This is a genomic window from Arthrobacter sp. PAMC25564, from assembly GCF_004798705.1.
Taxonomy (GTDB): domain Bacteria; phylum Actinomycetota; class Actinomycetes; order Actinomycetales; family Micrococcaceae; genus Arthrobacter.
On sequence record NZ_CP039290.1, the window covers coordinates 93528 to 116602 of the forward strand.

A 23075-nucleotide genomic window follows, 5' to 3' on the forward strand; every position below is an offset into this window, starting at 1 on the left:
TTTACCTCGTGGCTTCGGTCGATGGGTATTCAATAACGTGGCAGAGCGCGTCGAGCGTGCCGTCGGAGAGCCGCTGGACGACTTCGGGCAGTTCTTCGAAGGGCGACTGGCCGGTGAGGAAGACGTCGAACCCGGGATCGTTCAGCAGGGAGACGGCGAGTTTGAGCCGGTCGGCGTTGGTGCGGCGGTGGCGGCGGGCCCGGGCCACCACGCCCACCTGGCTGGCACGGATGGACAGCCGGCGGGCGTGGAAGTCCTCCCCGAGCGGCAGGGTGACCTTGCGGTCGGCGTACCAGGACATCTCGATGACGTCCCCCTCGTCGCCGACGAGCTGCAGGCTCCGCTCGAGGCCTTCCTGCGAGGCGGAGCAGTGGATCACGATGTCGCAGTCAGGCAGGGCGTCGTCGGGGTGGCTGAAGTCAACGCCGAGGGTGCCGGCGAACGCGCGCTTGGCCGGGTCGACGTCGATCAGCTGCAGGCGGCCCAGCGGGAAGGCGCCCAGGAGTTTGGCCACCATGCCGCCGACGAGTCCGGCGCCGATCACGGCAACCCTGTCGCCCAGGCGGGGGCCGGCCTCCCAGAGCCCGTTGACGGCCGTTTCGACCGTGCCGGTGAGCACGGCGCGGCGGGCAGGGACATCGTCCGGGACCACGGTGAGGGACTCCACCGGGACGACGTAGCGATCCTGGTGCGGGTGCAGGCAGAAGACCGTCCTGCCCTGCCATTCCGCCGGGCCCTGCTCCACGACGCCGACGGAGAGGTAGCCGAACTTCACCGGCGAGGGAAAGGTGCCTTCCTGATGCGGTGCGGCCATCTCCGCGGCGACGCATTCGGGAACGCGGGCGTTGTGGACCACCAGTTCGGTGCCCTTGCTGATGCCCGAAAACAGGGTGCGCACGAGGGCCTCGCCGGCTCCGGGCGCGGGCAGGTCCTCGCGCCGGAGTCCGCCCTTTCCGGGGCCGACGGTCCAGTATGCGGTTGCTGCGGTCTGCCCTGCTGCCTGCTTGTCAGTGCTGCTCATCGTGCTGACGAATCTAGTGCCCTGCCAGCGTACGGGGAAGGGGTGTTGGTTCGAGCGGGGCGCCGCGGGCGCCCTGGGCGGGACGCCGCGGCGGGTATTTCGGGGCCGTTTTGGGGAAGTGCGCCATGCTCCGGTACCCTATACAGGTTGGTGACGTGTCCGAGCGGCCGAAGGTGCAACACTCGAAATGTTGTTTGGTGTCAAAGCCAACGTGGGTTCAAATCCCACCGTCACCGCCATGTGGAAAGGCCCTGCTTCCCCTTGTTTACAAGGGAAGCAGGGCCTTTTGCGTTGAGTGGAAAGGGCCTTGCGGTAACGCAGCAGCAACAGAACTTTCGCGGTGCTCCTTCCTCCCGCGACGCAGGACGCCCGCTGCACGGGAATATCCATCAGGACCATGTGGGGGTCTCTGGATCGACCCGCCTATCAGCGGGCCTGGGCCGTCGACGGTTGAGCTTCGGGACCGCCGGCAGGGCACGCTGGCCGGTGGTCCGGGGCCGCCGCAACGCGTACATCCAACAAATCCAGGATTCGGGCGATCGAACGGGCTGAATAGCCAAGCAAGTCATCCTCCCCGAGGGCAAAGCCATACAGGAGCGACGCTCCGATGGTTTGCATGAGCAACTTCATGTCATTGCTCGCCAGCGTTTGGCCGGTCATCCGTTCCAGCCCGATGTTCAGGGCCCCGGCCAGCAGCGGCTGGTGGTTGCGGATGATCTCTTGCAGCTCAGGGTCGTGGCCAGCCTCCAGAATGGGATTGAGCCTGGCAGTGACCACGTTCGAGCCTAGCTTGGGGGCAAAGTAGATGGCCATCAGCCGGAGGGCAACCGACGTCAGGCTCTCCTCACCGCCATGGCAATCCCGAGCAACCTTCAGGGCGCTTTCAGATCGCAGGTCCTCGGCTCCTGCAACAGCGGCCCGAAACAGTTCCTTCTTGGATGGAAAGTAGTAGTTTCCGGATCCCGCGGCGAGCCCGGCAGCCTCGGCGGCGCGACGATGCGTGACGGCGGACGGGCCTTCGTCAATCAGCAATCGTGCGGCGGCCGCGGCCATCAGCTCCTGCTTCGCCTGGCTACGATGTTGCTTAATTTCCCTCACCCTCCTGACCCCGGTCCAGCAGGAATAAAACCACCGCTCCCGGCGCTACATGAAAAGCCATACAACAGTATGGCTTTAAGGATGGACCATGGCGGCCCACGCAAAGGGAAAGCGATTGCATCATGAGCATGACAACGGAAGCTCTCAAAATCGACTGGGCGATTATGCCTACCTACAACACCATCATGTCACTGGCCGCCGGGGCGGGATTGTTGGCCGTGGTCATTTTCAGCCGTGACCTCTTTCGGTTCCGCCGCAACAATGATGCAACTGTCAGCACAGACGGCTGGTCTTTGGCTTTTGGCGTGCTTGGCCTGATCCTCACCACCACCGGCCTGCACATGACCCTGACGTGGCCGCTGGCGGCAGGTGGCTTCCCGTTCGACAACATTATCTTCGGCGAAACCAGCCTGGGCTTCGGCGTGCCGCTGCTCGGGGCGGCCTTTTACCTGTGGCGTCGCGGCGAGGCGCTCACCTCTGCCCCCGACCCGATTGCCTTTGCAGCAAATACGGTCCGCCCATTGTCGCTCTTCATTGGCGGACTCGGCCTGAGCCTGTTCGCCATCGCGGCTGCCGGCGTTACCTACCAGCTTTTTGCAGCCCCCGCCCAGGAGCCAATTTCCGGAGCCTTCGCCGCCTATCCCATCATTGAAGCAACCTTCATGTCCGGGCTCTTTGCCCTCGTCGGGGTCGGTGCCGTGCTGTTCCCCTTTGCCATTGCCAAGCTCCGCACCTCCGGCGCAGCGGCATCCGGACTGGTCAAGACCATCGGCATCGTCTGGTATCTGACCGGGCTGGCATTCCTGCTCTTTGGCGCCATGAACTACTTCACGCACATCGGCCTGATTGTGAACACCATGTAGGGAGTCTGGCCGGCAGGGACCTCAACCAAGAGGCCCAGGCTATGGCGCCAGCCCCAATGGGCCGTCACCGCCAAATAGCAGGGCCCTGCTTCCCTTTGTTTGTAGGGGAAGCAGGGCCTTTGCTTTGTCCGGAATTAAGGTTGTGGGCTGTCCGTGACGCGGGTTCCTGTGCCGGCCCATGCTGTCCGTCGCGTTATGAGGCGCCGCCCCTGCATCATTGGGGGACTCTGCAGGGACGGCGCACCATAAAAACTATCCTGAGTCAGCGCCGCCGTGAGCGTTCCTGGCAAAGTCTTAACGTTTTCCTAACGCCGGCACCGCCAGGTGGCCGGGTGTCCTTAGGGCTCGAGGAGCATCAGGATTGTTTCCGGGCGGACGCCGTCGAATTTCATCGCTTCGGCCGCGGCTTCGGATTCCATCACGCGCTGGAAGGTGTCCATGTCGGGCACGTCGGCGATCAAGCCGACACGGTTGCTCTTGCCTGGGTCGACGAACGTTCGGACCGTAATGCCCAGGGGCCCGAAGACTTCTTCGCGTTTTGGTGAACCGAGCCAGTGCTCCACATCGTCGACCTCGTGGAAGATCATCACTGTTGTCATCGTTGCCTCTGCTTTCTGAAGGTGTATCAGGAGCTGGATTGAAGAGGATCCGCGGGAGCATGTCCCCCTCGCGCTGAACGTACCACTGCCTCCACTCCGGCGATAGGGAGCGAAATCAACGGTGCGTACTTGGGGAATGCGGTCCCCCGTAGTGGAGAATGCGTTCATGACCAACGACGATCTCCGCCCGGTCTACTTCCTCTCGGACAGTACGGGCATTACCGCGGAAACACTCGGCAATACCTTGCTGACGCAGTTCCCCGGAAACAACTATGACCGGATCACGATCCCCTTCATCACGACCGTCCAGCAGGCACAGTCGGTCGTCAGAATCATCGACGGGCTGGCCGCCCGCGGCCCGCAGCCGATCGTGTTCTCCACCGCCGTGGGCAGCGACATCCGCCTGGTCCTGGCAACGTGCCAGGGAATCATCGTGGACCTGATCGGGACGCACGTCGGGCAACTGGAGCGGGCCCTGGGCACACAGGCCAGCGGGGAACCGGGGCGCGCGCACGGCCTGGGCAACGCCGCCCGCTATCAGTCCCGGATGGCCGCCGTCGAATATGCCATGGAGCACGACGACGGCCAGAGCCTGCGCGCGCTGGAAAAGGCCCAGGTCATCCTCGTGGCCCCGTCCCGGTGCGGCAAGACGCCCACCACCATGTACCTGGCGCTGCAGCATGGCATCTTCGCCGCGAACTTCCCGCTGGTGGACGAGGACTTTGAACGCGAAGGCCTCCCCAAGCCGCTCCGGCCGTTTGTGGAGAAATGCTTCGGCCTCACCACCAACCCGCTGCGCCTGAGCCAGGTCCGCACCGAGCGCCGGCGCGGCTCACCCTACGCGTCACTGCGGCAGTGCGGTTTTGAGCTGCGCAGCGCCGAGCGTTTGTACATCTCGCACGGGATTCCGTACCTCAATTCGGCCAGCGTGTCCGTGGAGGAAATGGCCGCCACGATCCTGCAGCAGATGAACCTCAAACACTAGTGAAACTTTTCACAATCACGGTGTGGTGCACGTCATGTGGAAAGACTGGCGGAGACGTGAAACTGTGGACAGGACTTGCGCCCACCAAGCGGTGATCGCCGCACGCTGGGCGGCGCCCCTGCATGCCACCATCTGCAAAGGAGCAGTAAATAAATGACGACAGACATTCTGTGGTTCTCAGAACTCGGACTCAAGGACCTGGACCGGGTCGGCGGCAAAAACGCCTCCCTCGGTGAGATGGTGCAGAACCTGACCTCCGCCGGAGTCCAGGTGCCGGACGGCTTCGCGACGACAGCGGACGCCTACCGCAGCTTCCTGGCTGACTCCGGCCTGGACCAGAAGATTGCTGACCGGCTGATCGGCCTGGACACCGACGACGTGACGGCCCTGGCCGCTGCCGGCCAGGAGATCCGGACCCTGATCCGCGAGACGCCGTTCCTGCCGGACTTCGAAGCGCAGATCCGTGACGCCTACCAGAAGCTGGTGGAGAAGCACGGAGGATCCGCGGACCTCTCCTGGGCTGTCCGCTCCAGCGCCACCGCGGAAGACCTTCCGGATGCCTCCTTCGCCGGCCAGCAGGAGACCTTCCTGAACGTGCGCGGGATCGACAACATCCTCGTGGCCATCAAGGATGTCTTCGCGTCGCTCTACAACGACCGCGCCATCGCCTACCGGGTGCACCACAAGTTCGAACATGCAGAGGTCGCGCTCTCGGCCGGAATCCAGCGCATGGTGCGTTCCGACGTCGGCGCCTCCGGCGTCATGTTCACCATGGACACCGAATCCGGCTTCAACGACGCCGTCTTCGTCACCTCCTCCTACGGCCTCGGCGAGGCCGTTGTCCAGGGTGCCGTCAACCCGGATGAGTTCTACGTGTACAAGCCGGCGCTGCTGGCGGGCCGGCCTGCCATCCTCAAGCGCGGGCTGGGTGAGAAGGCGCTCCAGATGACCTACACGAGCAACCGCGAAATCGGCCACACGATCGACTTCGTTCCGGTGGAGGCTTCGCTGCGGAACCGCTTCAGCCTCACGGACGACGACGTCGAGCAGCTCGCCCGCCACGCCCTCGCCATCGAGAGCCACTACGGGCGCCCCATGGACATTGAATGGGGCAAGGACGGGATCGACGGCGGCCTGTACATCCTGCAGGCGCGCCCGGAGACCGTGCAGTCCCGCAAGGCCGCCGGCCAGCGGAGCCGCTTCCGCCTGAACGAGACCGGCAAGGTGCTGTCCGAGGGTCGCGCCATCGGACAGCGCATCGGCGCCGGCCGGGTCCGCATCCTCACCGCCATCGACCAGATGGCCGCCTTCGAAACCGGCGACGTCCTCGTCGCCGACATGACCGACCCGGACTGGGAACCGATCATGAAGCGTGCTTCCGCCATCGTCACCAACCGCGGCGGCCGCACCTGCCACGCGGCGATCATCGCCCGCGAACTGGGGATTCCCGCCGTCGTCGGCACCGGAGACGTCACCGACGTTCTGTCCGACGGCCTCGAAGTGACCGTCTCCTGCGCCGAAGGTGAGACCGGCCTGATCTACGAGGGGCTGCTGGACTTCAGCGTCGAGGAAACCGAGATCGCCCAGCTGCCCGAGGCTCCGGTCAAAGTCATGATGAATGTCGGCACCCCGGAGCAGGCGTTCACGTTTGCCCAGCTGCCCAACCACGGTGTGGGCCTTGCCCGGCTGGAATTCATCATCAACCGCCAGATCGGCATCCACCCCAAGGCGCTGCTGAACCTGGACGCGCAGCCGGAAGATGTGGCCGCGGAAATCCGGGAGCGGATTGCCGCCTACGACAGCCCGCGCGACTACTACATCAAGCGCCTGGCCGAAGGCGTGGCCACCATCGCCGCGGCCTTCGCGCCGCAGCCCGTGATTGTGCGGATGTCCGACTTCAAGTCCAACGAGTACGCCAACCTGCTCGGCGGACCCGCCTACGAGCCGCATGAAGAGAACCCGATGATCGGCTTCCGCGGCGCCTCGCGGTACCTGGAGCCGTCCTTCCGGGACTGCTTCGACCTCGAGTGCGAGGCCCTGTCCTACGTCCGCAACGAGATGGGCCTGACCAACGTCAAGCTGATGATCCCGTTCGTGCGTACCCTGGACGAGGCCAGCGGCGTCATCGACCTGCTCGCGGAGAACGGACTGCGCCGGGGCGAGAACGGCCTTGAGGTCATCATGATGTGTGAGCTGCCGTCCAACGCGCTGCTGGCCGACGAGTTCCTGGACTACTTCGACGGTTTCTCCATCGGCTCCAATGACATGACCCAGCTGACCCTTGGCCTGGACCGGGACTCCGCGATCGTCGCCGGCAGCTTCGACGAACGCAACCCCGCCGTCAAGAAGCTCCTGAGCATGGCCATCAAGGCCTGCAAGGAACGCGGCAAGTACGTGGGAATCTGCGGCCAGGGCCCCAGCGACCACGCGGACTTCGCCGAATGGCTGGTCAGCGAGGGAATCGACTCCGTCTCGCTGAACCCGGACACCGTGGTGGACACCTGGATCCGCCTCGCAGCAGCAAGCGCCGAGGCGAACTGATACCTCGTTGACGAAGCCGCGGGTCAGGTTCACGCCTGTCCCGCGGCTACTCTGGGTCATGACCGATCAACAAAAGAACTGGCACGCCGGGCACAAAGCCTCACTGACCAAAGGCCAGCGCGCCGCCGACATCATGCGGAACGGGATGGGAAGCTGGCCCTTCGTGGGAGGCTTCATCGGCTTCATGCTGATCTGGGCCGCCATCAACACGTGGGCACTCGCGACGAATTCCTGGGACCCCTACCCGTACATTCTCCTGAACCTTCTGCTGTCCATGCTGGCCGGCCTCCAGGGCGCCATCCTTCTGATCGCCGCCAAACGGCAGGACGCCATCGCCGCTGCGATGGCCCAACACGACTACGACACGAATGTCAAGGCCAAGGAAGAGATCGAGCTTCTGATGGCCATCAACAGCCAGCAGCTGGAAATCCTGAAGGAACTCAAAGAGCTGGCGATGTCGAGAGCCTTGAATTAAAGGGCCGGCGGGCGTTCGAGTGCCGGTCCGGAACAGCCTGGGAGCGGTGCGTTTTCAGACCACTTCGACGAGCTTGATCCGCTCATCGTCGCGTTCCAGCTCCTCGGACCAGTAGGCGGGATCCTTCGCCATCTGCCGGTACTCCGGCAGGAAATCCCGGAAGAGCTCAGCCAGCAGCGCGTCATCATGTTCCACAAGACGGCGGACCGTCTCGACGTCCAGGGGAACATCCAGAAGCCGCTCGGCAGGAATGACGACTTCGTGGGTGTTGTCCTGGTACCGGAGTCGGAACGAGTATTCGATGGCAAGTTTCATGGGCTGTGCACCTTTTCGCTCAGGTCATAGGCGTTCAGGTCCAGGCGGATGATCGCCGGGCACTGCACACCTGCGCCCAATGTATCCACGACGCGCGGGCAGAAGGAAGACCGCCGGGGCAAGCTCCACGGCGCCGCAGGCGCCTCCGATGTACCTGGTTACCGAAGCGGAGGCCACGCCCATGAGGCTTCAGCAGCCCTCGAAATCGCTCAGGACCTTGACCTTGCCTGCGGAGGCTGACGTCGGGTCGAAGGTGTAGCCGATCCATTCCCGGGCCAGCCGGCGGGCCAGTTCCACGCCGACCACGCGTTGGCCCATGGTGAGGACCTGGCAGTCGTTGGAGAGCACAGAGCGCTCCACGCTGAAGGAGTCGTGGGCCGTGGCGGCGCGGATGCCGTCGATTTTGTTGGCGGCGATGGCGACGCCGATTCCTGTGCCGCAGAACAGGATGGCCCGGTCTGCGTGCCCGTCCCTGATCATCTCCCCGGCGGCAATGCCGACGTAGGGGTACGGCCTGGCAAACTGCTCGGGGGTATCGCTGCGGTTGACGCCGATGTCGATGATCTCGCTGACCCGGGGGTCACTGCGAAGGTCCTCGAGGATCTGGTTCTTGTAGTCGACCCCGGCTTCGTCGGAGCCCAGGATGAGTCGAATACCCACCGGCAGTCCTTCCATATCGTTGTTAACGCCCTGCGCCGCGGTGCTCATGAGCGTGCTCCGGCCGGTTGCCGGACTGCTGCCAGGTGCGGGCCCGCCACACTGAAAATCATCGCAAGCGACGTTGCTCCCGGATCGACCGTTCCCACACTCTTTTCTGCCAGCGGGCGTGCGCGGCCCTTGCGGGGGCGAAGCGCCGCGGTGGCTTCCGCCGCGGCCGTGGCTTGCGCGGCAGCCTGCGCCCAGCCCAGGTCCGGACCGGCGCCTTCCTCGACCAGGCGGCAGAACGTCTCGGTGAACGGGATCAGAGCGTCAACCATGGTCTTGTCGCCGACTTCTGCCTTGCCAAGGTCAACAATCCGGGTGGAAAAACAGCGCAGGGCCGCCGCCAGCTCCAGTGCGACGGGGGCCCGCTCGTTCCCGAGCGACTCACCGAAAGCCCGCAGGCCGGCGCCCCACAGTACGCCCGAGGTCCCGCCGGCTTTGTCAGCCCAGGCGTCACCGGCCGCGACGAGCACGGCACCTGCGCCTGCTCCCCGGGAGTTGGCGGCGGTGGCGGCGGCGTGCGCAGCGTCGATCCCCCGGACCATGCCTCGTCCGTGGTCCCCGTCCCCGGCGATGGCGTCCAGCTCCCCCAGCTTCTTCTCGGCTCCATGCAGGGCGGCGCGGGCGGCGTCGAGCGCTGCCACGCAGTTTCCCGCATAGGACCGTGAGGTGTCACCGGCGTCGAACATCTCCATGTCAGCCATGTCATTGGTCATGTGTTCGCCGGACGGTTCCCCCGCAGGGTGGGTTGTGGTACCGCGCCGGTAGGCGGGGGTCTCGGCGGGTGCCGTCCACAGGGTTTCGAGTTCCTGGTCCAGCCAGGTGATGGTCAGCGAGACCCCGGCCATGTCCAGGCTGGTCACGAGTTCACCCACCTCGGGCATCACCAGGGTGTAGCCCGCGGCGCGGAGCAGCGGCGCGACCGTCAGCCACAGGACGAACAGCTCCTCGTGCTTGGTGGAGCCGAGTCCGTTGAGGATAACGGCGATCCGCCGGCCGGCATCGTGGGGCGTCTCGGCCAGCAGCCGGGACACGAGTTCCTGGCCCAGCTCCCTGGCTGACGGCAGCGCGGTGTCGAACAGTCCGGGTTCGCCATGGATTCCCAGGCCGAGCCCCATCTGCTTCTCCGGCAGGGTGAACAGCGGCGCATCCGCCCCGGGGAAGGTGCACCCGTGGAAGGCGGTCCCTATGCTCCGGGTCAGTTCATTCGCTTTGCGTCCAAGGCGGACGACGTCGGACAGGCTCGCGCCCGCTTCGGCCGCGGCCCCCATGACCTTGAAAACGGTGAAGTCCCCGGCGACGCCGCGGCGTTTTTCCGACTCCGACGGCGGGGCGCTGGCGACGTCGTCGGTCACGAGCACGTTCTCCACCCGGAGTCCCTCGGCGGCAAGCCGTTCGCTGGCCAGACGGAAGTTCATAACGTCGCCCGCGTAGTTTCCGTAAGCGAACACCACCCCGGCGCCGGAATCCGCGGCCTTCGCCACCGAATAGGCCTGCTGCGCGGAGGGTGAGGTGAAGATGTTGCCCACGACGGCGCCGTCGGCCAGTCCGGTGCCGATGAGCCCGGCGAAGGCCGGATAGTGGCCCGAGCCGCCGCCGGCAAGCACGGCAACCTTTGGCTGCGTGGGCCGGTGCCGGCGCACCGCGCCGCCCGGCACCTGCCGGACGAGGCCGGAGTGGACGTCGCAGAAACCGGCGAGGGCTTCCTCGGCGAAATCGGACGGGTCGTTGAAAATTCTGGTCATTGTGGGGCTCTCTGACTTGGCGCCTGCGAGGGCTGCTAGTGGATGTGGCTTCCGCCGTTGATATCGATGGTGGTTCCGGTGAGATAGCCGGATTCCTCGGAGGAGAGGAAGGTGATGACGGCGGCGATTTCCTCGGTGGTGGCGTTGCGGCCCACCGGGATGCCGGCGTTGATCGCGGCTTCCTGCTCGTCCGTGCTGCCCACGCGGATGTTGGTGTCCACGGCGCCGGGGGTGATGGCGTTGACGGTCACACCGGTGCTGCCGATCTCGCGGGCCAGCGCCTTGGTGAAGCCGAGGATCGCGGCCTTGGCGGCGGAGTAGGGGACCTTGCCGAAGACGCCACCGCCGCGCTGGGCCGACACGGAGGACATGTTGATGATCCGGCCCCAGCCGCTGGCGATCATGTCCGGCAGGAAGGCCTTGGTCACCAGGTAGGTGCCGGTGGAGTTCACGGCCATGACCTTGTTCCAGAGTTCCAGCGTGGTTTCCAGGAACGGCACCGGCGAGGTGATCCCTGCGATGTTGGCCAGTGCCCCGACCGGGGGCAGGTTGCCGGAGCGGACTTCGGCGGCGACGGCCCTGTAGGCGGCGTTGACGGAGTCCTCGCTGGCGACGTCGATCTCGTGGCCGAAGGCCGGGACGTTGAATTCGTTGCCGATGTCGGCGGCGACCTTCGCGGACTTCTCGCCGTCGAGGTCCAGGATCACGACGGCCCAGCCGTCGTTGGCGTAGCGGCGTGCGGTGGTGATGCCGATGCCCCGGTCCGAGGTTGCCCCGGTGAGGACGGCGGTGCGCTGGATGGTGGTGGTCATGATGCTCCTTGGGTTGGTTGCTGTGGTGTTCAGATGAGGTCGGTGATGTAGCTGGCTGCTTTGGCGGCCGCGGCGGGGCGCTCGTCGTGGGTGACGTCACGGGTTTCGAGTTCCAGGGAGAAGTGGCCGGCGTAACCTTCGGCGGCCAGCGCCCTCAGCCCTGCGCCGAAATCGGCGTCGCCGTTGCCGATGCTGAGGTTGATGTTGCCCGGCACCGCGTCCCTGAGATGGACGTGGGAAATCCGGCCCTCGTGGCGCTTGATGTACTCCAGCGGGTCTTCGCCGGCGGCGACGATGTGGCTGAAGTCCATGACGATCCCGACGCCGGAACCGGCCAGCCGGTGTGCGAGCAGTCCGGCGCGTTCCAGGTTCCAGCAGAAGCGCAGGAAGTGAAGTGATTCGGTCCAGAGTTCGACGCCGAATCCCGCGGCACGCTCCCCGGCCCGGGTGAGCTGCTCGGCGATGGTGTCCAGGTCCTCCTCGAGGCTCCGGACCGGGTCATGGCCCAGGGCGCCGCAGGGAAGTACCAGGGCTTTCGCGCCGGTGTTGGCAGCGAGGGTGAGGAGTGCGTCGAGGTGCCGGTTCCGGGCTGCCTGGGCATCGGCGCCGAGGACGGCGTTCAGGTCCCCGATGTCCCCGTTGACGGACCGGACCCGGAGCCCGGAGGCAGCGACGCTGGCGGAAACGGCCGTCACGGCGTCGGCATCCAGTTCGTAAGGGACGTGGTCGCAGACACCGGGAAGGGCGCCGAGGTCGATTTCCTCGAAACCCAGCCCGGCAATGGTCCGAACGGCCGTGGGCAGGTCCTGGTGGCGGAAGCTGATGGACGAGCAGCCGAGTCGGGGGTTGAACATCGTCGTTGATCCTCTGGTCGTGCCCGTGGGCCGTAGTGATGAGGACCACACTACTGCGGTCAACTGTCAACAGTCAACCCTTGAAGTTGACTGTTGACAGAACGACATGATGCGGGTCACACTGGCGTATCATGTGTTAACAGTCGACAGTGCTGGGGCGTCAGGCGTCAGTCGCTCTTCGAAAGGGATTCACCAATGAGCAAAGAAGCTCTGGCCATGCGCGGTCCGGTCCACGGCACCAAGGATGCAAAGCGGGTCGCCATCGGCTCCAGCGTCGGCGCGGTCATCGAAACGTATGACTTCATCGGTTTCGGTACCGCGGCTGCCCTCTACTTCGGCACCGCGTTCTTCCCCACCGGCGACCCGGTGACCGGAACCCTCGCAGCCTTCGCTACCCTCGGCGTCGGCTTCGCCGCCCGGCCCATCGGCGGCATCATCGGCGGCCACCTCGGAGACAAGCTGGGCCGCAAGCCCGTCCTGGTCGCATCCCTGATCCTCATGGGCATCGCCACCTTCGTCATCGGACTGCTCCCCACCTACGGCCAGGTGGGCCTGCTGGCCCCGGCTCTGCTGGTATTCGTCCGCATCGTCCAGGGCCTGGCCTTCGGCGCGGAATGGGGCGGCGCCATCCTGATGAGCTATGAGCACGCGCCGTGGAAATCCAAGGGCAAGTACACCGGAATGGTCCAGGCCGGCTTCCCCGTCGGGCTCCTGCTGGCCAACCTCGTCTTCCTCTTCAGCGTCCAGCTCGGCGGCGAACTCGCCTGGCGCATCCCGTTCCTCGCCAGCATCGTGCTGGTCGCCGTCGGCCTGATCATCCGCTCCAAGGTCCCCGAATCCCCGGTCTTCGATGAGATCAAGGACAGCGGCACCATCGTGAAGTCCCCCATCGTCGAGGTCCTGAAGACGGACTGGCGCAGCATCGTGAAGGGCATCGGCCTTCGGATCGCCGAGACCGCAGGCTACGCCGTGTCCATCACCTACATGATTTCCTACCTGAACAGCCAGCACCTGGCTGACAAGACCCAAACGCTCGTGGCCCTGTGCATCGCCTCCGCTATCGGCATCTTCGCCACCCAGGCCTGGGCCCGGCTGACGGACAAGATCGGCCGCAGGCCCCTTTACATCTGGTCCTGCGCCTTCGCCCTGCTGTTCGCGGTCCCGATGTTCCTGCTGGTCAACACGGGGATGTTCATCTTCGTCATCGCCACACTCGTGATCTCCTACGCCGTCTGCCAGAATTCCCTGGCCGGAGCCCAGGGCGCCTGGTTCCCGGAGCTCTTCCAGGCCAAGACCCGCGCTTCCGGCGCCTCACTGGCCTACCAGATCTCCGCCATGGTCTCCGGCTTCACCCCGTTCATCACCACCCTGCTGTTCGTCAGCTTCGGCTGGATGGGCCCGGCCCTGCTCTTCGGCGCCTACGCAGCCATCGGCCTGTGGCCGCCGTCGCCACTCGTGAAACGTGGGGCAGGCGCGAACGTGAGCTCGCGGACGCGGCCACCAAAAGCACCCCGCAGTCGGTGAACGCCTGATGGCAACCATCAGCGAGGTGCACAGGCCCGGCAGAATCCCCGGGGAAACAGCAGCGGAGCGCACGGCACGGGTCCAGGGTGCAGCGTTCCGGATCCGGCACCATGCCTTGAACATGGGCGAGGTCCAGGGACAGGGCTACGTCGGCCAGGCCCTTGGTGCGGCGGACATGCTGGCTGCCGTCTATGCGGACCAGCTCCGCTTCAGGGCCGGCGACCCAGAGTGGGAGGGGCGGGACCGGTTCCTGCTCTCCACGGGCCACTACGCCATCGGCCACTACGCGGCCCTGGCCGAAGCCGGGACCATCCCGGTGGACGAACTGGACACGTATGGCTCGGATGATTCCCGGCTCCCGATGTCCGGGATGTCCACCTACACGCCCGGCATGGAAATCTCCGGCGGCTCCCTGGGCCATGGGCTTTCCATCGCCGTCGGCATGGCCTTGGGCCTGCGGCACCAGCGCTCGGCGGCGAGGATCTACAACTTCCTCTCCGACGGCGAACTGGACGAGGGCTCCACCTGGGAGGCCGCCATGGGTGGCCATCACCATCAGCTGGGCAACCTGACCGCCATGGTGGACATCAACGCCCTGCAGGCGGACGGCAAGACGGACACCGTGCTCCGCACCGAACCCGTTACAGAAAAGTGGGAGGCTTTCGGCTGGTACGCCCAGCGGGTGGACGGCAACGACGTCGGTGCACTCCTGGCGGCGTTCGACAACGCCGCCGCCCGGGCGTCCGCCGTCGGACGCCCGTCCGTAATCCTGTGCGACACCAAGGTGGGTCGCGGGGTGCCCCTGCTCGAGGACCGGGAAAAGGCGCACTTCATGCGCATCGAAGAGCACGAATGGCAGCTCTGCCGCGAACAACTGACCGCAGGATTCCATGGAAAGGCCGGCCGATGAGCACCGCCACCGCACCAAAGCTGAAAACATCGGCCATGATCGCGTCCTTCGCGGACCCGGGCCAGAAGACCGTGTCCGCACCCTTCGGGCACGCCCTGGTCAAAGCCGCGCAGGAAAATGACAGGATCGTGGGCCTGACCGCGGATCTGGGCAAGTACACGGACATGCACATCTTCGCCCAGGCCTTCCCGGAGCGGTTCTTCCAGATGGGCATGGCCGAACAGCTGCTGTTCGGGGCGGCGGCAGGGTTGGCTGAAACCGGCCTGGTGCCCTTCGCATCCACCTACTCCGTGTTCGCAGCCCGGCGGGCCTACGACTTCCTGTGCCTGGACAGCGCCGAACCCAACCTCAACGTGAACATCGTGGGCGGCCTTCCCGGCCTGACCACGGGCTACGGTCCCAGCCACCAGGCCACCGAGGACATGGCAATCTTCCGCGGCATGCCCAACCTCACCATCGTGGATCCGTGCGATTCGCTGGACATCGAACAGGCCGTCCCCCAACTCGCGGCCAGCGACGGGCCAACGTACCTGCGGCTGCTGCGCGGCAACGTCCCCACCGTGCTGGACGAATACGACTACACCTTCGAACTCGGCAAGGCGAAGGTCCTCCGCGGCGGCAACGACGTCGTGTTTGTCTCCAGCGGGCTGATGACCATGCGGGCGCTGCAGGCTGCGAAGGCACTGGCGGCCCACAACGTGGACGTCGCCGTCGTCCACGCCCCCACCATCAAACCGTTCGACACCGCCACCGTGCTGGCGGAACTGAACACCGACCGGCTCGCGGTGACACTGGAGAACCACAGCGTGATCGGCGGCCTGTTCGAGACAGTCGCCTCGGCAGTCGTCACCGCCGGGCTCGGCAAGCGCGTGGTGCCAATTGCCTTGCCGGATGAGTTCCTCGACGCCGGCGCCCTGCCCACCCTGCACGAACGGTACGGGCTCTCCGTCCAGCGGGTCGTGGCAAAAGTCCTGGCAGAACTCGGCTGAGCCGGATCCGCAACACGGAAGCGCGGGGCCGTTTCACCGCCGGTTCCGCGCTTCTGCCGTAACATCAACTGTTAACACACCAAATGTAAACAGTCGACCACTGACATAGAGGACCAATACGATGGCCGGAGCCACAGCACCGCTTCTTGGACTGGAAAAGAAGAGCCTCCGTGAGCAGGCGCTTTCCGCCCTGCGCATCGCCATCACGAGCGGAGAACTCGAGCCCGGCCGCCACCTCGTGGAAACCGAGCTTTCCGACATGCTCCAGATCAGCCGCGGCACCCTCCGCGAGGCACTCCGGCAACTGGAACAGGAAGGCCTGCTCTCCGCCGGACCACGCGGCCGGCTGTCCGTGCGCCATCTGGACGCCAAGGAAATCCGGGACATCTACTCGGTGCGCGCCGCCCTGGAATCACTGGCCGCCCGCACGCTCTGCGAACTCCCCGAGCGGCAACACGTCATTAGCTCGCTGCGGGCCGCCATCGACGCCATGTCGGCAGCCACGAAGGGCACTCTCGAAAAGAGGATCGAATCCGACCTCGAGTTCCACCGCACCATGTGCCGCCTCACCGGCAATGAAACCCTGCTCCACTCGTGGGAATCGCTGGAAGGGTCCATCCGGATGTCCATCATGTTCGCCGGGCTGGAAAAAGGCGTCAAGAACATGAGCGTGGACCGGCACCACGACATCGTGGCCGCGATCGAAACCGGCGATGCCTCCCTGGCCCGCAAAACCATCCGGGAACACATGGACACCGCCGCGGACAATCTCGTCGCCTAGGTCCGTTACTGGCCGGCGCCCTGGGCCGGGGCCCCGGGCTGCGTGCCGGAGCCCGCACCGCCGGTCCCCGCTCCCCCGGTTCCGGTAGCACCACCGGTTCCGGTACCGCCGTTGCGGCGTCCCTGGCCGGTCGTCGGGTTGCCCGTTCCGGCCCCGTTTCCGGCCCCGTTTCCGGTTCCGGCCCCCGGGCCCTGGAAATTGCCGACCCTGGCCGCCCGGCCCCCGGCGTCGATCTGTTTCTGGACGGCGGAACCGGCAAAAACGCCCCCCGCGACGAGCAGCACGCACACCAGCACTTTGGTGGAGCGTCCCATCACGTATCTGAGCTTCGGGACGAAAGGCTCGTCGTCGGTCACCGGTACATCCGGGACGCCATCGACCGCCGTCGGGTCAGCCGTCGGGTCCGCGGTCTGGTCTGCGGTCTGGTGTGCGGTCGCTGACGCTTCTTCCAGCTGCCAATCGCCGAGGGGCATGGGGGCTGTCAGCGCCTCGGTGAACACCGGCCCGGCCGGAGCCAGCTCCGGCATGTCCGCAGCGCGGCGGCTACGGGATGTGGCGCTGTTCTCGGGGAAGAAATTCTTCATGGAAGTCCTATTCGTAACGGAGGGCATCGATGGGCCGCAGCTTCGCGGCCTTGTTCGCGGGGTAGACGCCGAAGACCAGGCCGATGAAGGCCGAGACCGCCAGGGAGACCCAAACTGTCCACGCCTGGACCTCAGGCTGGACACCGAGGATCGGGAAAGCGCTGCCGGCAAAGCCGATGACAATTCCGACCACACCGCCGATGACCGAGATGATCAGCGACTCAATCAGGAACTGGGCGACGATGCTCCCCCGCGAGGCCCCGATGGCCTTGCGGATACCGATCTCCCGGGTGCGCTCGGTAACAGTGACGAGCATGATGTTCATGACGCCGATCCCGCCGACCAGCAGGCTGATCGCGGCCACGGCTCCCAGCAGGGTGGTCAGGGTCTGCGTCGTAGTGGTGGCGGTGGTCAGGATCTGTGCCTGGTTCCGGATCTGGTAGTCGCGGTTGCTGGCATCGACGTGGTGCCGGGCATCCAGGATCATTTGCAGTTCGTTCTGCGCCTGGTTCATGACTTCGGCTGATTTCGCCTGCACCGTGATCGATGCCAGCGTCGGCGAGTAGCCGGTGAACTTGTTCTGCGCCGCGGACAGCGGAACCACCACGACGTCGTCGGGGTCGTTCTGCCCGGACGATCCCTTGATGCTCAGTACGCCGGCAACGGTGAAGTTCTGGCCGTTCAGCTGGATGGTCTGCCCGACGGCGGAGCCGGTGTTGTTCCCGAACAGATCGGCAGCGACCGTGTTGCCGATGACGGCGACCGGATTTGCGGCCTGCGTGTCGGCATCCGTGAAAAGCGCGCCGGAAGCCACGGTGCTGTCGCTGATGTCGAAATACGACGACGAGGTCCCCAGGAAGCTGGCCACGGCGTGCGTGGCATTGCTGTAGGTTCCGGTCACCCCCTGCGCCTGCACGATCGGCGCCGTGCGGGCGATGTCAGGGGCCAGAACCGGATCCGTCAGGGCCTGTTCATCTTCGATGGTGAGGTTGGTGCTGCGGGTGCGGCTCGCACCCGGCTGGGCCCCGGCACCGGCGCGTCCCCCGACGGCGGTTGACCGGTTCACCGTCAGCACGTTCGTCCCGAGCTTGCCGATCTGGGCTCTGATGGCGTTGCTGGTGCCGGCGCCGACCGCGAGCAGGACGATGACGGCGGCGATGCCGATGAGGATCCCCAGGGTGGTCAGCACCGAGCGCATCTTGTTGGCCGCGACCCCGGAGAGGGCGAACCGGGCTGATTCGAGCAGGTTCATGGCGCCACCGCCAGGACGCGGCTGCCGAGTGGCCGCTGACGGTCGTCGGAAACGATCCGGCCGTCCTGCATGCGCACCACGCGCCCGGCCCGCTCGGCGACGTCCATCTCATGCGTGATCATAACGATGGTCCGGCCTGATGCATGGAGCTTGTCGAAGAGGTCCAGGATCTCCGCGGATGAGCGCGAGTCAAGGGCGCCCGTCGGTTCATCGGCCAACAGCAGGACCGGATTTGTGACGAGGGCCCGTGCGATGGCCACGCGCTGCTGCTGGCCGCCCGAAAGCTGCGAGGGCTTGTGGTCCGCCCGGCTGGCCAGCCCCACGGCGTCGAGCATCTCCAGCGCGCGCCCCCGCCGGTCATGCCGGCCGACCTTGGCGTAGGCGAGCGGCATGGCGACGTTGTCGACCGCCCGGGTCCGGGAGATCAGGTTGAAGTTCTGGAACACGAAACCGATTTTGCGGTTGCGGATCTGGGCCTGCTGGTATTCGTCCAGCTCCACCGTGTTGATCCCGTCCAGCAGGTAGCTGCCCGAGGTCGGGGCATCCAGGCAGCCGATGATGTTCATCATGGTCGATTTGCCCGATCCGGACGCCCCGATGATGGCCACGAAGTCGCCGCGCTCAATCGAGATGTCGACACCGTCGAGCGCCCGGACCTCCGCTTCACCCTTGCCGTAAACCTTGCTCACGCCGGACAGTTCGATCACCGCCGTCATGGCCTACTGGCCGCCGTTCCGGGTGCCGCCGGCGCGCGTTCCGCCGCCGAATCCGGCCCCGCCGAACCCGCTGCCCGTGCTGCCGGTGCCGGTACCGCTGTCCAGGGTGCTGGAGATCGCCGGCAGTTCAATCTGGTCTCCTTCGGAAAGACCGGTAAGCACCTGGGTCCTGCCGTTGGCGGAAATCCCGGTGGTGACCTTGGTGGGAGTCGTGGCCCCGTTCTTGACGACATTGACGCTCTGGCGGGTGCCGCTGGTGGTCACGGCCAGGCTCGGCACCACCAAGGCGTTGTCGGCTGTGGCGGTGGTGACGGAAATGTTGGCGCTCTGGCCAAGCCGCAGCGTCGCCGGCGGATTCGCGATCGAAACTGTGACGGGGTAGGTCACGACGCCGTTGCTGGTACTTGAGGTCTGGGCGATCGAGACGACCTTGCCGGTGACCGCCGTCGCGGTGGCATCCTGGGTCAGGGCCGGGAACGTGAACTGCGCGGTCTGGTCCGGCTTCATGTTGGCGATATCCGACTCGGAGAAGCCCGCCACCACCTGCAAGTGCGCGGTGTCGCTGATCGTGACCAGTCCGCTGCCCGAAGCGGAGGACGACCCGGAGGATGTCGAGGCGGCGGCTCCGGAGGCCCCGGAGGCACCCGTGCCGGCGGACGCCGAGCCTGAGGACGCCGAGCCGGAGCCGCCAGTCAAGGCGCCGACCGTCGCGCTGACGGCCGTGATCGTGCCGGCCACCGGCGAATTCAGGTTGCAGGAGGCCAGGTTGCCCTGCGCGGTGTCGACCGCGAGCTGGGCGCTGGTGACGTTGGCCCCGCCGGCGGAAGCCGCCGAATTCTGCGCGTTGCCCAGTGCCGTGCTGGCGGTGGAGACCTGCTGCTTGTCCTTCAGCTGCGTGGAGGACTGCTGGTTCTGCGCCTGGGTCAGCAGCTGCTGGTCCTTCGTCAGCTGGTTCTGCGCCGCCGCCACCGGGTCCACCCAGTTGGCGGGCTTCGGAGTGGGAACGGGCGCACCTTGCGCGGCTGAGAGGGCCGCGTTGTCCGCATCCACCGCCTTCTGCGCCGCGGCCACGGCAGCAGCCAGCTGTGAAGCGTCCAGGTTCGCCGACTGCTGCGCGTTGGCCAGGCTCTGGTTGGCGGAGGACACCTGGCCGGCGGCGGACACCTGCTGCTGGTTGGCCTGGGCACTCACCGAATCCAGCTGGGCCTGCGCTGCCTTGAGCGCATTCTGCGCATTCGTCGGATCGATCGTCAGCAGCTGCTGGCCGGCGCTCACCTGCTGGCCGAGCGTTGCGCTGACGGAAAGGATGGGCCCGGTGCAGTTCTGCGCGTTGACCACCGTCGTCGCCGCCGGAGATACGTTGCCCGACGCCGTCGCAACCGCCGCGATGGTTGCCTTGCCTACCGCCACCGTCCGGACAGAAGCCGCCGGCGAAGTTGAGCCTGCGGCCGATACGGAGAGGTATGTCCCGGCGCCCAGCGCCAGAATCACAGCGCCCAGGGCAGAGTTGATGACAAGGGTTTTTGAGGTCATGGATGGACCATAACCGCCGTTGCTGGGGAGATACCGGGAAAACCGTGGGAGCCAGCCCGGCGGGGGACCCAGTTCCGGTCAGGCAGGGGCCTCAGACGCCGGGCCGCCAGGTTCCAGGGCCGGGGCATCCCGGCCGGACCAGGTTTTTATTACGGTCCATCCCACAGCGGTCAGCGGCACGGCCAGGAGGGCCCCGATGATGCCCGCCAGGGTCGTTCCGGCGGCCAGCGCCAGCAGGATCACCAGTCCGTGGATGCTCAGCACCCGGCCCATCAGGACGGGTTGGAGGAAATGGTGTTCGAGCTGGTTCGTTCCGATGACGACGGCCAGGACGATCAGGGCCGCCACGGGCCCGTTGGAGATAAGCGCGACGGCTACCGCCAGGGTGCCCGCCGCCGTCGCCCCGACGATCGGGATGAATCCGCCGATGAAGACGAACACTCCCAGCGGCAGCGCGAGCGGCACCCGGAGGATCAGCAGGGAGAGGCCGACGACCAGTCCGTCGACGGCTGCGACGATGGCTGTTCCGCGCACATAGCCGCCCAGGACGGCGGTGCTGCGCAGCGCGGCCAGATGCGCCTTGGCGCGGTGGCCGGCGGGAAGGAATCCGAACAGGAAGTCGCGGATCTTTTCGCCGTCTTTGAGGAAGAAGAACAGGATCACTGCGAGCAAGACGGCCCCGGCGGCGATTTCGCCGGCGACGCGCAGCCCGGTGAGGGCCTCGGTCCCGAAGGCGCTGCTGACGAAGAAGGTCTTGATGGAGTCGCGGGTGGCGTTGATCTGCACGTCGCTGACGGGGATGGGCCCGTTGTTCAGGAAGGCGTGCAGCTGGTCCACTCCGGCGAGTGCCCGGACGGAAAGCTCCTGCCACTGGGATCGGATCAGGAAAACGATACCGGTGATAACGCCGCCGAACACGGCCAGGATCGCGACGAAAGATGCCAGCACGGCCAGTACCCGCGGCCAGGCATGGCCAGTCAACCAGCGCACGAGGGGCGAGATGGCGGAAGCCAGGATCAGGGCGATGGTGACCGGAATGATGACCAGCGGGACCCTTGTCAGTCCCCACAGAATCGCCCACGCCAGGGCCGCGACCAGCAGGATCTGGACAGAACGGATGCTTGCCCTGCCCAGGGGCCCGGACCAGATTGGCGGAAGGCCTGTGGGTGGCCTCCCGGCGGTTTCATTCGATGTAACCGGGCTGGGCGCCGCGGTGCCGCCTGTAGTTTCAGGCATGGGGTTTCCTCTTTCGGGCCGGCTTGTGTGATCCTTCAGTTCCATTCTTCACGCCGTTGTCCGTGCGGGGGCGATCACGCGCCCCAGGACCCCGAGTCCGGCCGAGGCCAGTTCAGAAATCCGCTGCCGGCCCAGCAGCCAGGCCCTGGCCTGAACTGTGGGGTCCGCCCATATCCATGGAGGCAGGTGCGGAATAGACTTTAGCTCCCACCCATCACGGGAGAGAAGCGATGATGCGCGGATTTGGCAGACGCCGATTGGGCGGACGTGGAATTGGTTTCATAGGGCTGGCCTATCTGGCCATCGGCCTGCTGGTCGCCGCCACTCATGGATACTTGGTGGCCTGGAACATCCCCGGCAATATCATGGAAGGCCTGGCGGCGATCCTACTCTGGCCACTGGTGGCCTTCTTCGGCGTCGACCTCCATGCGCTGATCGCTTAGGCCGGAAAAATCCCGGCATCCGGCGCGGTGGTCCCCGTGGCTCCGGTCCCTGGAGTTGCGCCGCCGCTGGATGCGCCTGGACCGCTGACACCCTCGAGACCGCTGGACGCATGCACAACGCGCAGCGGCCGTCTCCGTCCGTTGGCCCATTGAGCCGCTCCCGCCACACGCGGTTAGCTGGGTCACATCAGCGTTTCCCGCCAGCGACCTCCAGGAATCATCGTGACTTTGCACAAGAAACAGGTCTCCCGCACCCCAGCCCGCCGGGACGAGGTCGAGATCGACGACGGATCCTGCGCGGATGACTGCCACTACTGCCGGGGACCGGAAACAGATTAGCGGCCGTCACATGGCGGTTGGCCCCGGTTGTTGCCCGGAAATCACAATCCGGGCATCAATCAGGACCCGCCGCCGTGGCGTCGTTGACTAAGGCTACGCCGGGCATAAAAGTTGAGCCATGAGGCCTCAGCGAATGAACTACAAACTGGTAATTACGACGGCGGCTGCCGCGGCAGCGCTCCTGCTCGGCGGCTGCGGGGCCAGCCAACCGCAGGCCCAGGCTGTCAGCGAAACGGTGGCCCCGTCGGCAAGCGCGTCGACCCAGTCGAACGGTTCCGGCGTGCCCCAGGCCCCGTCCTCTTCGGCACCGGCAACGCAGGCGTCCACACCGTCCGGGCCCGCCCTGTGCAAGGCCGCCAGCCTGACCGCCAGCACCGATTCCACCGGCGGCGGCGCCGCCGGAAGCGTCTACATGCAGCTGATCCTGACGAACACCGGCACCGGGCCCTGCCTCCTGAAAGGCTTCGCCGGAGTCTCCCTCACCGCCGACGCCAACGGCGAGCCGATCGGCGCGCCGGCAACCCGCGACGAATCCACCCCTGTAACCGACGTCCTGCTCGCGCCGGGCCAGGCCGGCACCGCAACACTGCGCTACACCCAGGCCGGCAACTACAACGACTGCACCCGCACCCAGGCTGCCGGCCTCCGCGTCTACCCGCCCGAGGACACCGCCTCGCTGTTCCTCGCCGAGCCACGGGACGCCTGCAGCAATACAGGCATCGCCCTGCTGACCATCGGGGCCTTCCAGGCCAAGTAGC

22 protein-coding genes, 1 tRNA gene and 1 pseudogene are annotated in these 23075 nt (G+C 66.1%); 11 read left to right on the forward strand and 13 right to left on the reverse strand.

Features of this window, described 5'->3' with window-relative positions; translation table 11 throughout:
- Position 1 precedes the first annotated feature (1 nt).
- Positions 2–1021: a zinc-binding alcohol dehydrogenase gene (locus tag E5206_RS00425; protein ID WP_136320757.1), complete on the reverse strand. Its 1020-nt coding sequence runs from the start codon at positions 1019–1021 to the stop codon at positions 2–4.
- Positions 1022–1170: 149 nt separating this feature from the next.
- Between E5206_RS00425 and E5206_RS00430 the strand changes: the two genes are divergently transcribed.
- Positions 1171–1260, forward strand: a tRNA-Ser gene (locus E5206_RS00430).
- Positions 1261–1447: 187 nt separating this feature from the next.
- Here the strand turns inward: E5206_RS00430 and E5206_RS00435 are convergent.
- A complete protein-coding gene (locus E5206_RS00435) occupies positions 1448–2119 on the reverse strand; it encodes a TetR family transcriptional regulator (protein WP_136320758.1) in 672 nt (223 codons plus the stop codon).
- A gap of 122 nt (positions 2120–2241) precedes the next feature.
- On the opposite strand from E5206_RS00435, the gene E5206_RS00440 reads away from it, so the two are divergent.
- Positions 2242–2982, forward strand: a complete 741-nt coding sequence (locus E5206_RS00440) for a DUF981 family protein (protein ID WP_136320759.1) — start codon at positions 2242–2244, stop codon at positions 2980–2982.
- A 338-nt stretch (positions 2983–3320) separates the two neighbouring features.
- Here E5206_RS00440 and E5206_RS00445 read toward each other — a convergent pair whose 3' ends face one another.
- Positions 3321–3581 (reverse strand): hypothetical protein, encoded by a 261-nt coding sequence (locus tag E5206_RS00445; protein WP_136320760.1) that lies wholly within the window; start codon positions 3579–3581, stop codon positions 3321–3323.
- Positions 3582–3747: 166 nt separating this feature from the next.
- On the opposite strand from E5206_RS00445, the gene E5206_RS00450 reads away from it, so the two are divergent.
- The 3 genes from E5206_RS00450 (at position 3748) to E5206_RS00460 (ending at position 7582) form a co-directional block, all read left to right on the forward strand.
- Positions 3748–4566 carry a pyruvate, water dikinase regulatory protein gene (locus E5206_RS00450; RefSeq protein ID WP_136320761.1) on the forward strand — a complete coding sequence of 273 codons (819 nt, stop codon included), beginning with the start codon at positions 3748–3750 and terminating at the stop codon, positions 4564–4566.
- A gap of 153 nt (positions 4567–4719) precedes the next feature.
- Complete coding sequence (gene ppsA, locus E5206_RS00455) at positions 4720–7107, forward strand: phosphoenolpyruvate synthase (RefSeq protein ID WP_136320762.1); 2388 nt, start codon at positions 4720–4722, stop codon at positions 7105–7107.
- A 58-nt stretch (positions 7108–7165) separates the two neighbouring features.
- Positions 7166–7582, forward strand: coding sequence for a DUF1003 domain-containing protein (locus tag E5206_RS00460; protein WP_136320763.1), 417 nt, complete (start codon positions 7166–7168; stop codon positions 7580–7582).
- Between the two features lie 54 nt (positions 7583–7636).
- Here E5206_RS00460 and E5206_RS00465 read toward each other — a convergent pair whose 3' ends face one another.
- The 5 genes from E5206_RS00465 to E5206_RS00485 form a co-directional block, all read right to left on the reverse strand.
- Entirely contained in the window at positions 7637–7897 is a 261-nt protein-coding gene (locus E5206_RS00465) for a hypothetical protein (protein ID WP_136320764.1), read from the reverse strand.
- A gap of 189 nt (positions 7898–8086) precedes the next feature.
- Entirely contained in the window at positions 8087–8605 is a 519-nt protein-coding gene (locus E5206_RS00470) for an RpiB/LacA/LacB family sugar-phosphate isomerase (protein WP_276605952.1), read from the reverse strand.
- On the reverse strand, positions 8602–10344 hold the full coding sequence (locus tag E5206_RS00475; RefSeq protein ID WP_136320765.1) for a dihydroxyacetone kinase family protein: 1743 nt from the start codon (positions 10342–10344) through the stop codon (positions 8602–8604). The genes E5206_RS00470 and E5206_RS00475 overlap by 4 nt, the downstream gene beginning before the upstream one ends.
- Before the next feature lie 35 nt (positions 10345–10379).
- The gene (locus tag E5206_RS00480) at positions 10380–11156 is read right to left on the reverse strand and encodes an SDR family NAD(P)-dependent oxidoreductase (RefSeq protein WP_136320766.1); all 777 of its coding nucleotides are present in this window, start codon (positions 11154–11156) and stop codon (positions 10380–10382) included.
- A gap of 29 nt (positions 11157–11185) precedes the next feature.
- Complete coding sequence (locus tag E5206_RS00485) at positions 11186–12010, reverse strand: sugar phosphate isomerase/epimerase (protein ID WP_136320767.1); 825 nt, start codon at positions 12008–12010, stop codon at positions 11186–11188.
- 195 nt (positions 12011–12205) lie between these two features.
- Between E5206_RS00485 and E5206_RS00490 the strand changes: the two are divergent.
- The 4 genes and pseudogenes from E5206_RS00490 (at position 12206) to E5206_RS00505 (ending at position 16214) form a co-directional block, all read left to right on the forward strand.
- Positions 12206–13542: pseudogene (locus E5206_RS00490) on the forward strand (MFS transporter).
- The gene (locus E5206_RS00495; RefSeq protein ID WP_240689862.1) at positions 13542–14444 is read left to right on the forward strand and encodes a transketolase; all 903 of its coding nucleotides are present in this window, start codon (positions 13542–13544) and stop codon (positions 14442–14444) included. Before E5206_RS00490 ends, E5206_RS00495 begins: the two are co-directional and overlap by 1 nt.
- On the forward strand, positions 14441–15433 hold the full coding sequence (locus tag E5206_RS00500) for a transketolase C-terminal domain-containing protein (protein WP_136320768.1): 993 nt from the start codon (positions 14441–14443) through the stop codon (positions 15431–15433). Before E5206_RS00495 ends, E5206_RS00500 begins: the two co-directional genes overlap by 4 nt.
- 121 nt (positions 15434–15554) lie before the next feature.
- Positions 15555–16214, forward strand: coding sequence for a GntR family transcriptional regulator (locus E5206_RS00505; RefSeq protein WP_136320769.1), 660 nt, complete (start codon positions 15555–15557; stop codon positions 16212–16214).
- Between the two features lie 5 nt (positions 16215–16219).
- On the opposite strand, the gene E5206_RS00510 is transcribed toward E5206_RS00505, so the two are convergent.
- The 5 genes from E5206_RS00510 to E5206_RS00530 all read right to left on the reverse strand — a co-directional run bounded on the left by E5206_RS00510 (position 16220) and on the right by E5206_RS00530 (position 21535).
- Entirely contained in the window at positions 16220–16798 is a 579-nt protein-coding gene (locus E5206_RS00510; RefSeq protein ID WP_136320770.1) for a hypothetical protein, read from the reverse strand.
- A 7-nt stretch (positions 16799–16805) separates the two neighbouring features.
- A complete protein-coding gene (locus E5206_RS00515; protein ID WP_136320771.1) occupies positions 16806–18050 on the reverse strand; it encodes an ABC transporter permease in 1245 nt (414 codons plus the stop codon).
- Positions 18047–18739 (reverse strand): ABC transporter ATP-binding protein, encoded by a 693-nt coding sequence (locus E5206_RS00520; protein WP_346763461.1) that lies wholly within the window; start codon positions 18737–18739, stop codon positions 18047–18049. Before E5206_RS00520 ends, E5206_RS00515 begins: the two co-directional genes overlap by 4 nt.
- Positions 18740–18769: 30 nt before the next feature.
- Positions 18770–20299: an HlyD family efflux transporter periplasmic adaptor subunit gene (locus E5206_RS00525; protein WP_136320773.1), complete on the reverse strand. Its 1530-nt coding sequence runs from the start codon at positions 20297–20299 to the stop codon at positions 18770–18772.
- A gap of 78 nt (positions 20300–20377) precedes the next feature.
- On the reverse strand, positions 20378–21535 hold the full coding sequence (locus tag E5206_RS00530) for an AI-2E family transporter (protein ID WP_136320774.1): 1158 nt from the start codon (positions 21533–21535) through the stop codon (positions 20378–20380).
- Positions 21536–21765: 230 nt separating this feature from the next.
- Here E5206_RS00530 and E5206_RS00535 point away from each other — a divergent pair, with 230 nt between their 5' ends.
- Positions 21766–21978 (forward strand): hypothetical protein, encoded by a 213-nt coding sequence (locus E5206_RS00535; protein WP_136320775.1) that lies wholly within the window; start codon positions 21766–21768, stop codon positions 21976–21978.
- 457 nt (positions 21979–22435) lie between these two features.
- Positions 22436–23074, forward strand: coding sequence for a DUF4232 domain-containing protein (locus tag E5206_RS00540; RefSeq protein ID WP_136320776.1), 639 nt, complete (start codon positions 22436–22438; stop codon positions 23072–23074).
- The last annotated feature ends 1 nt before the right edge of the window (position 23075 follow it).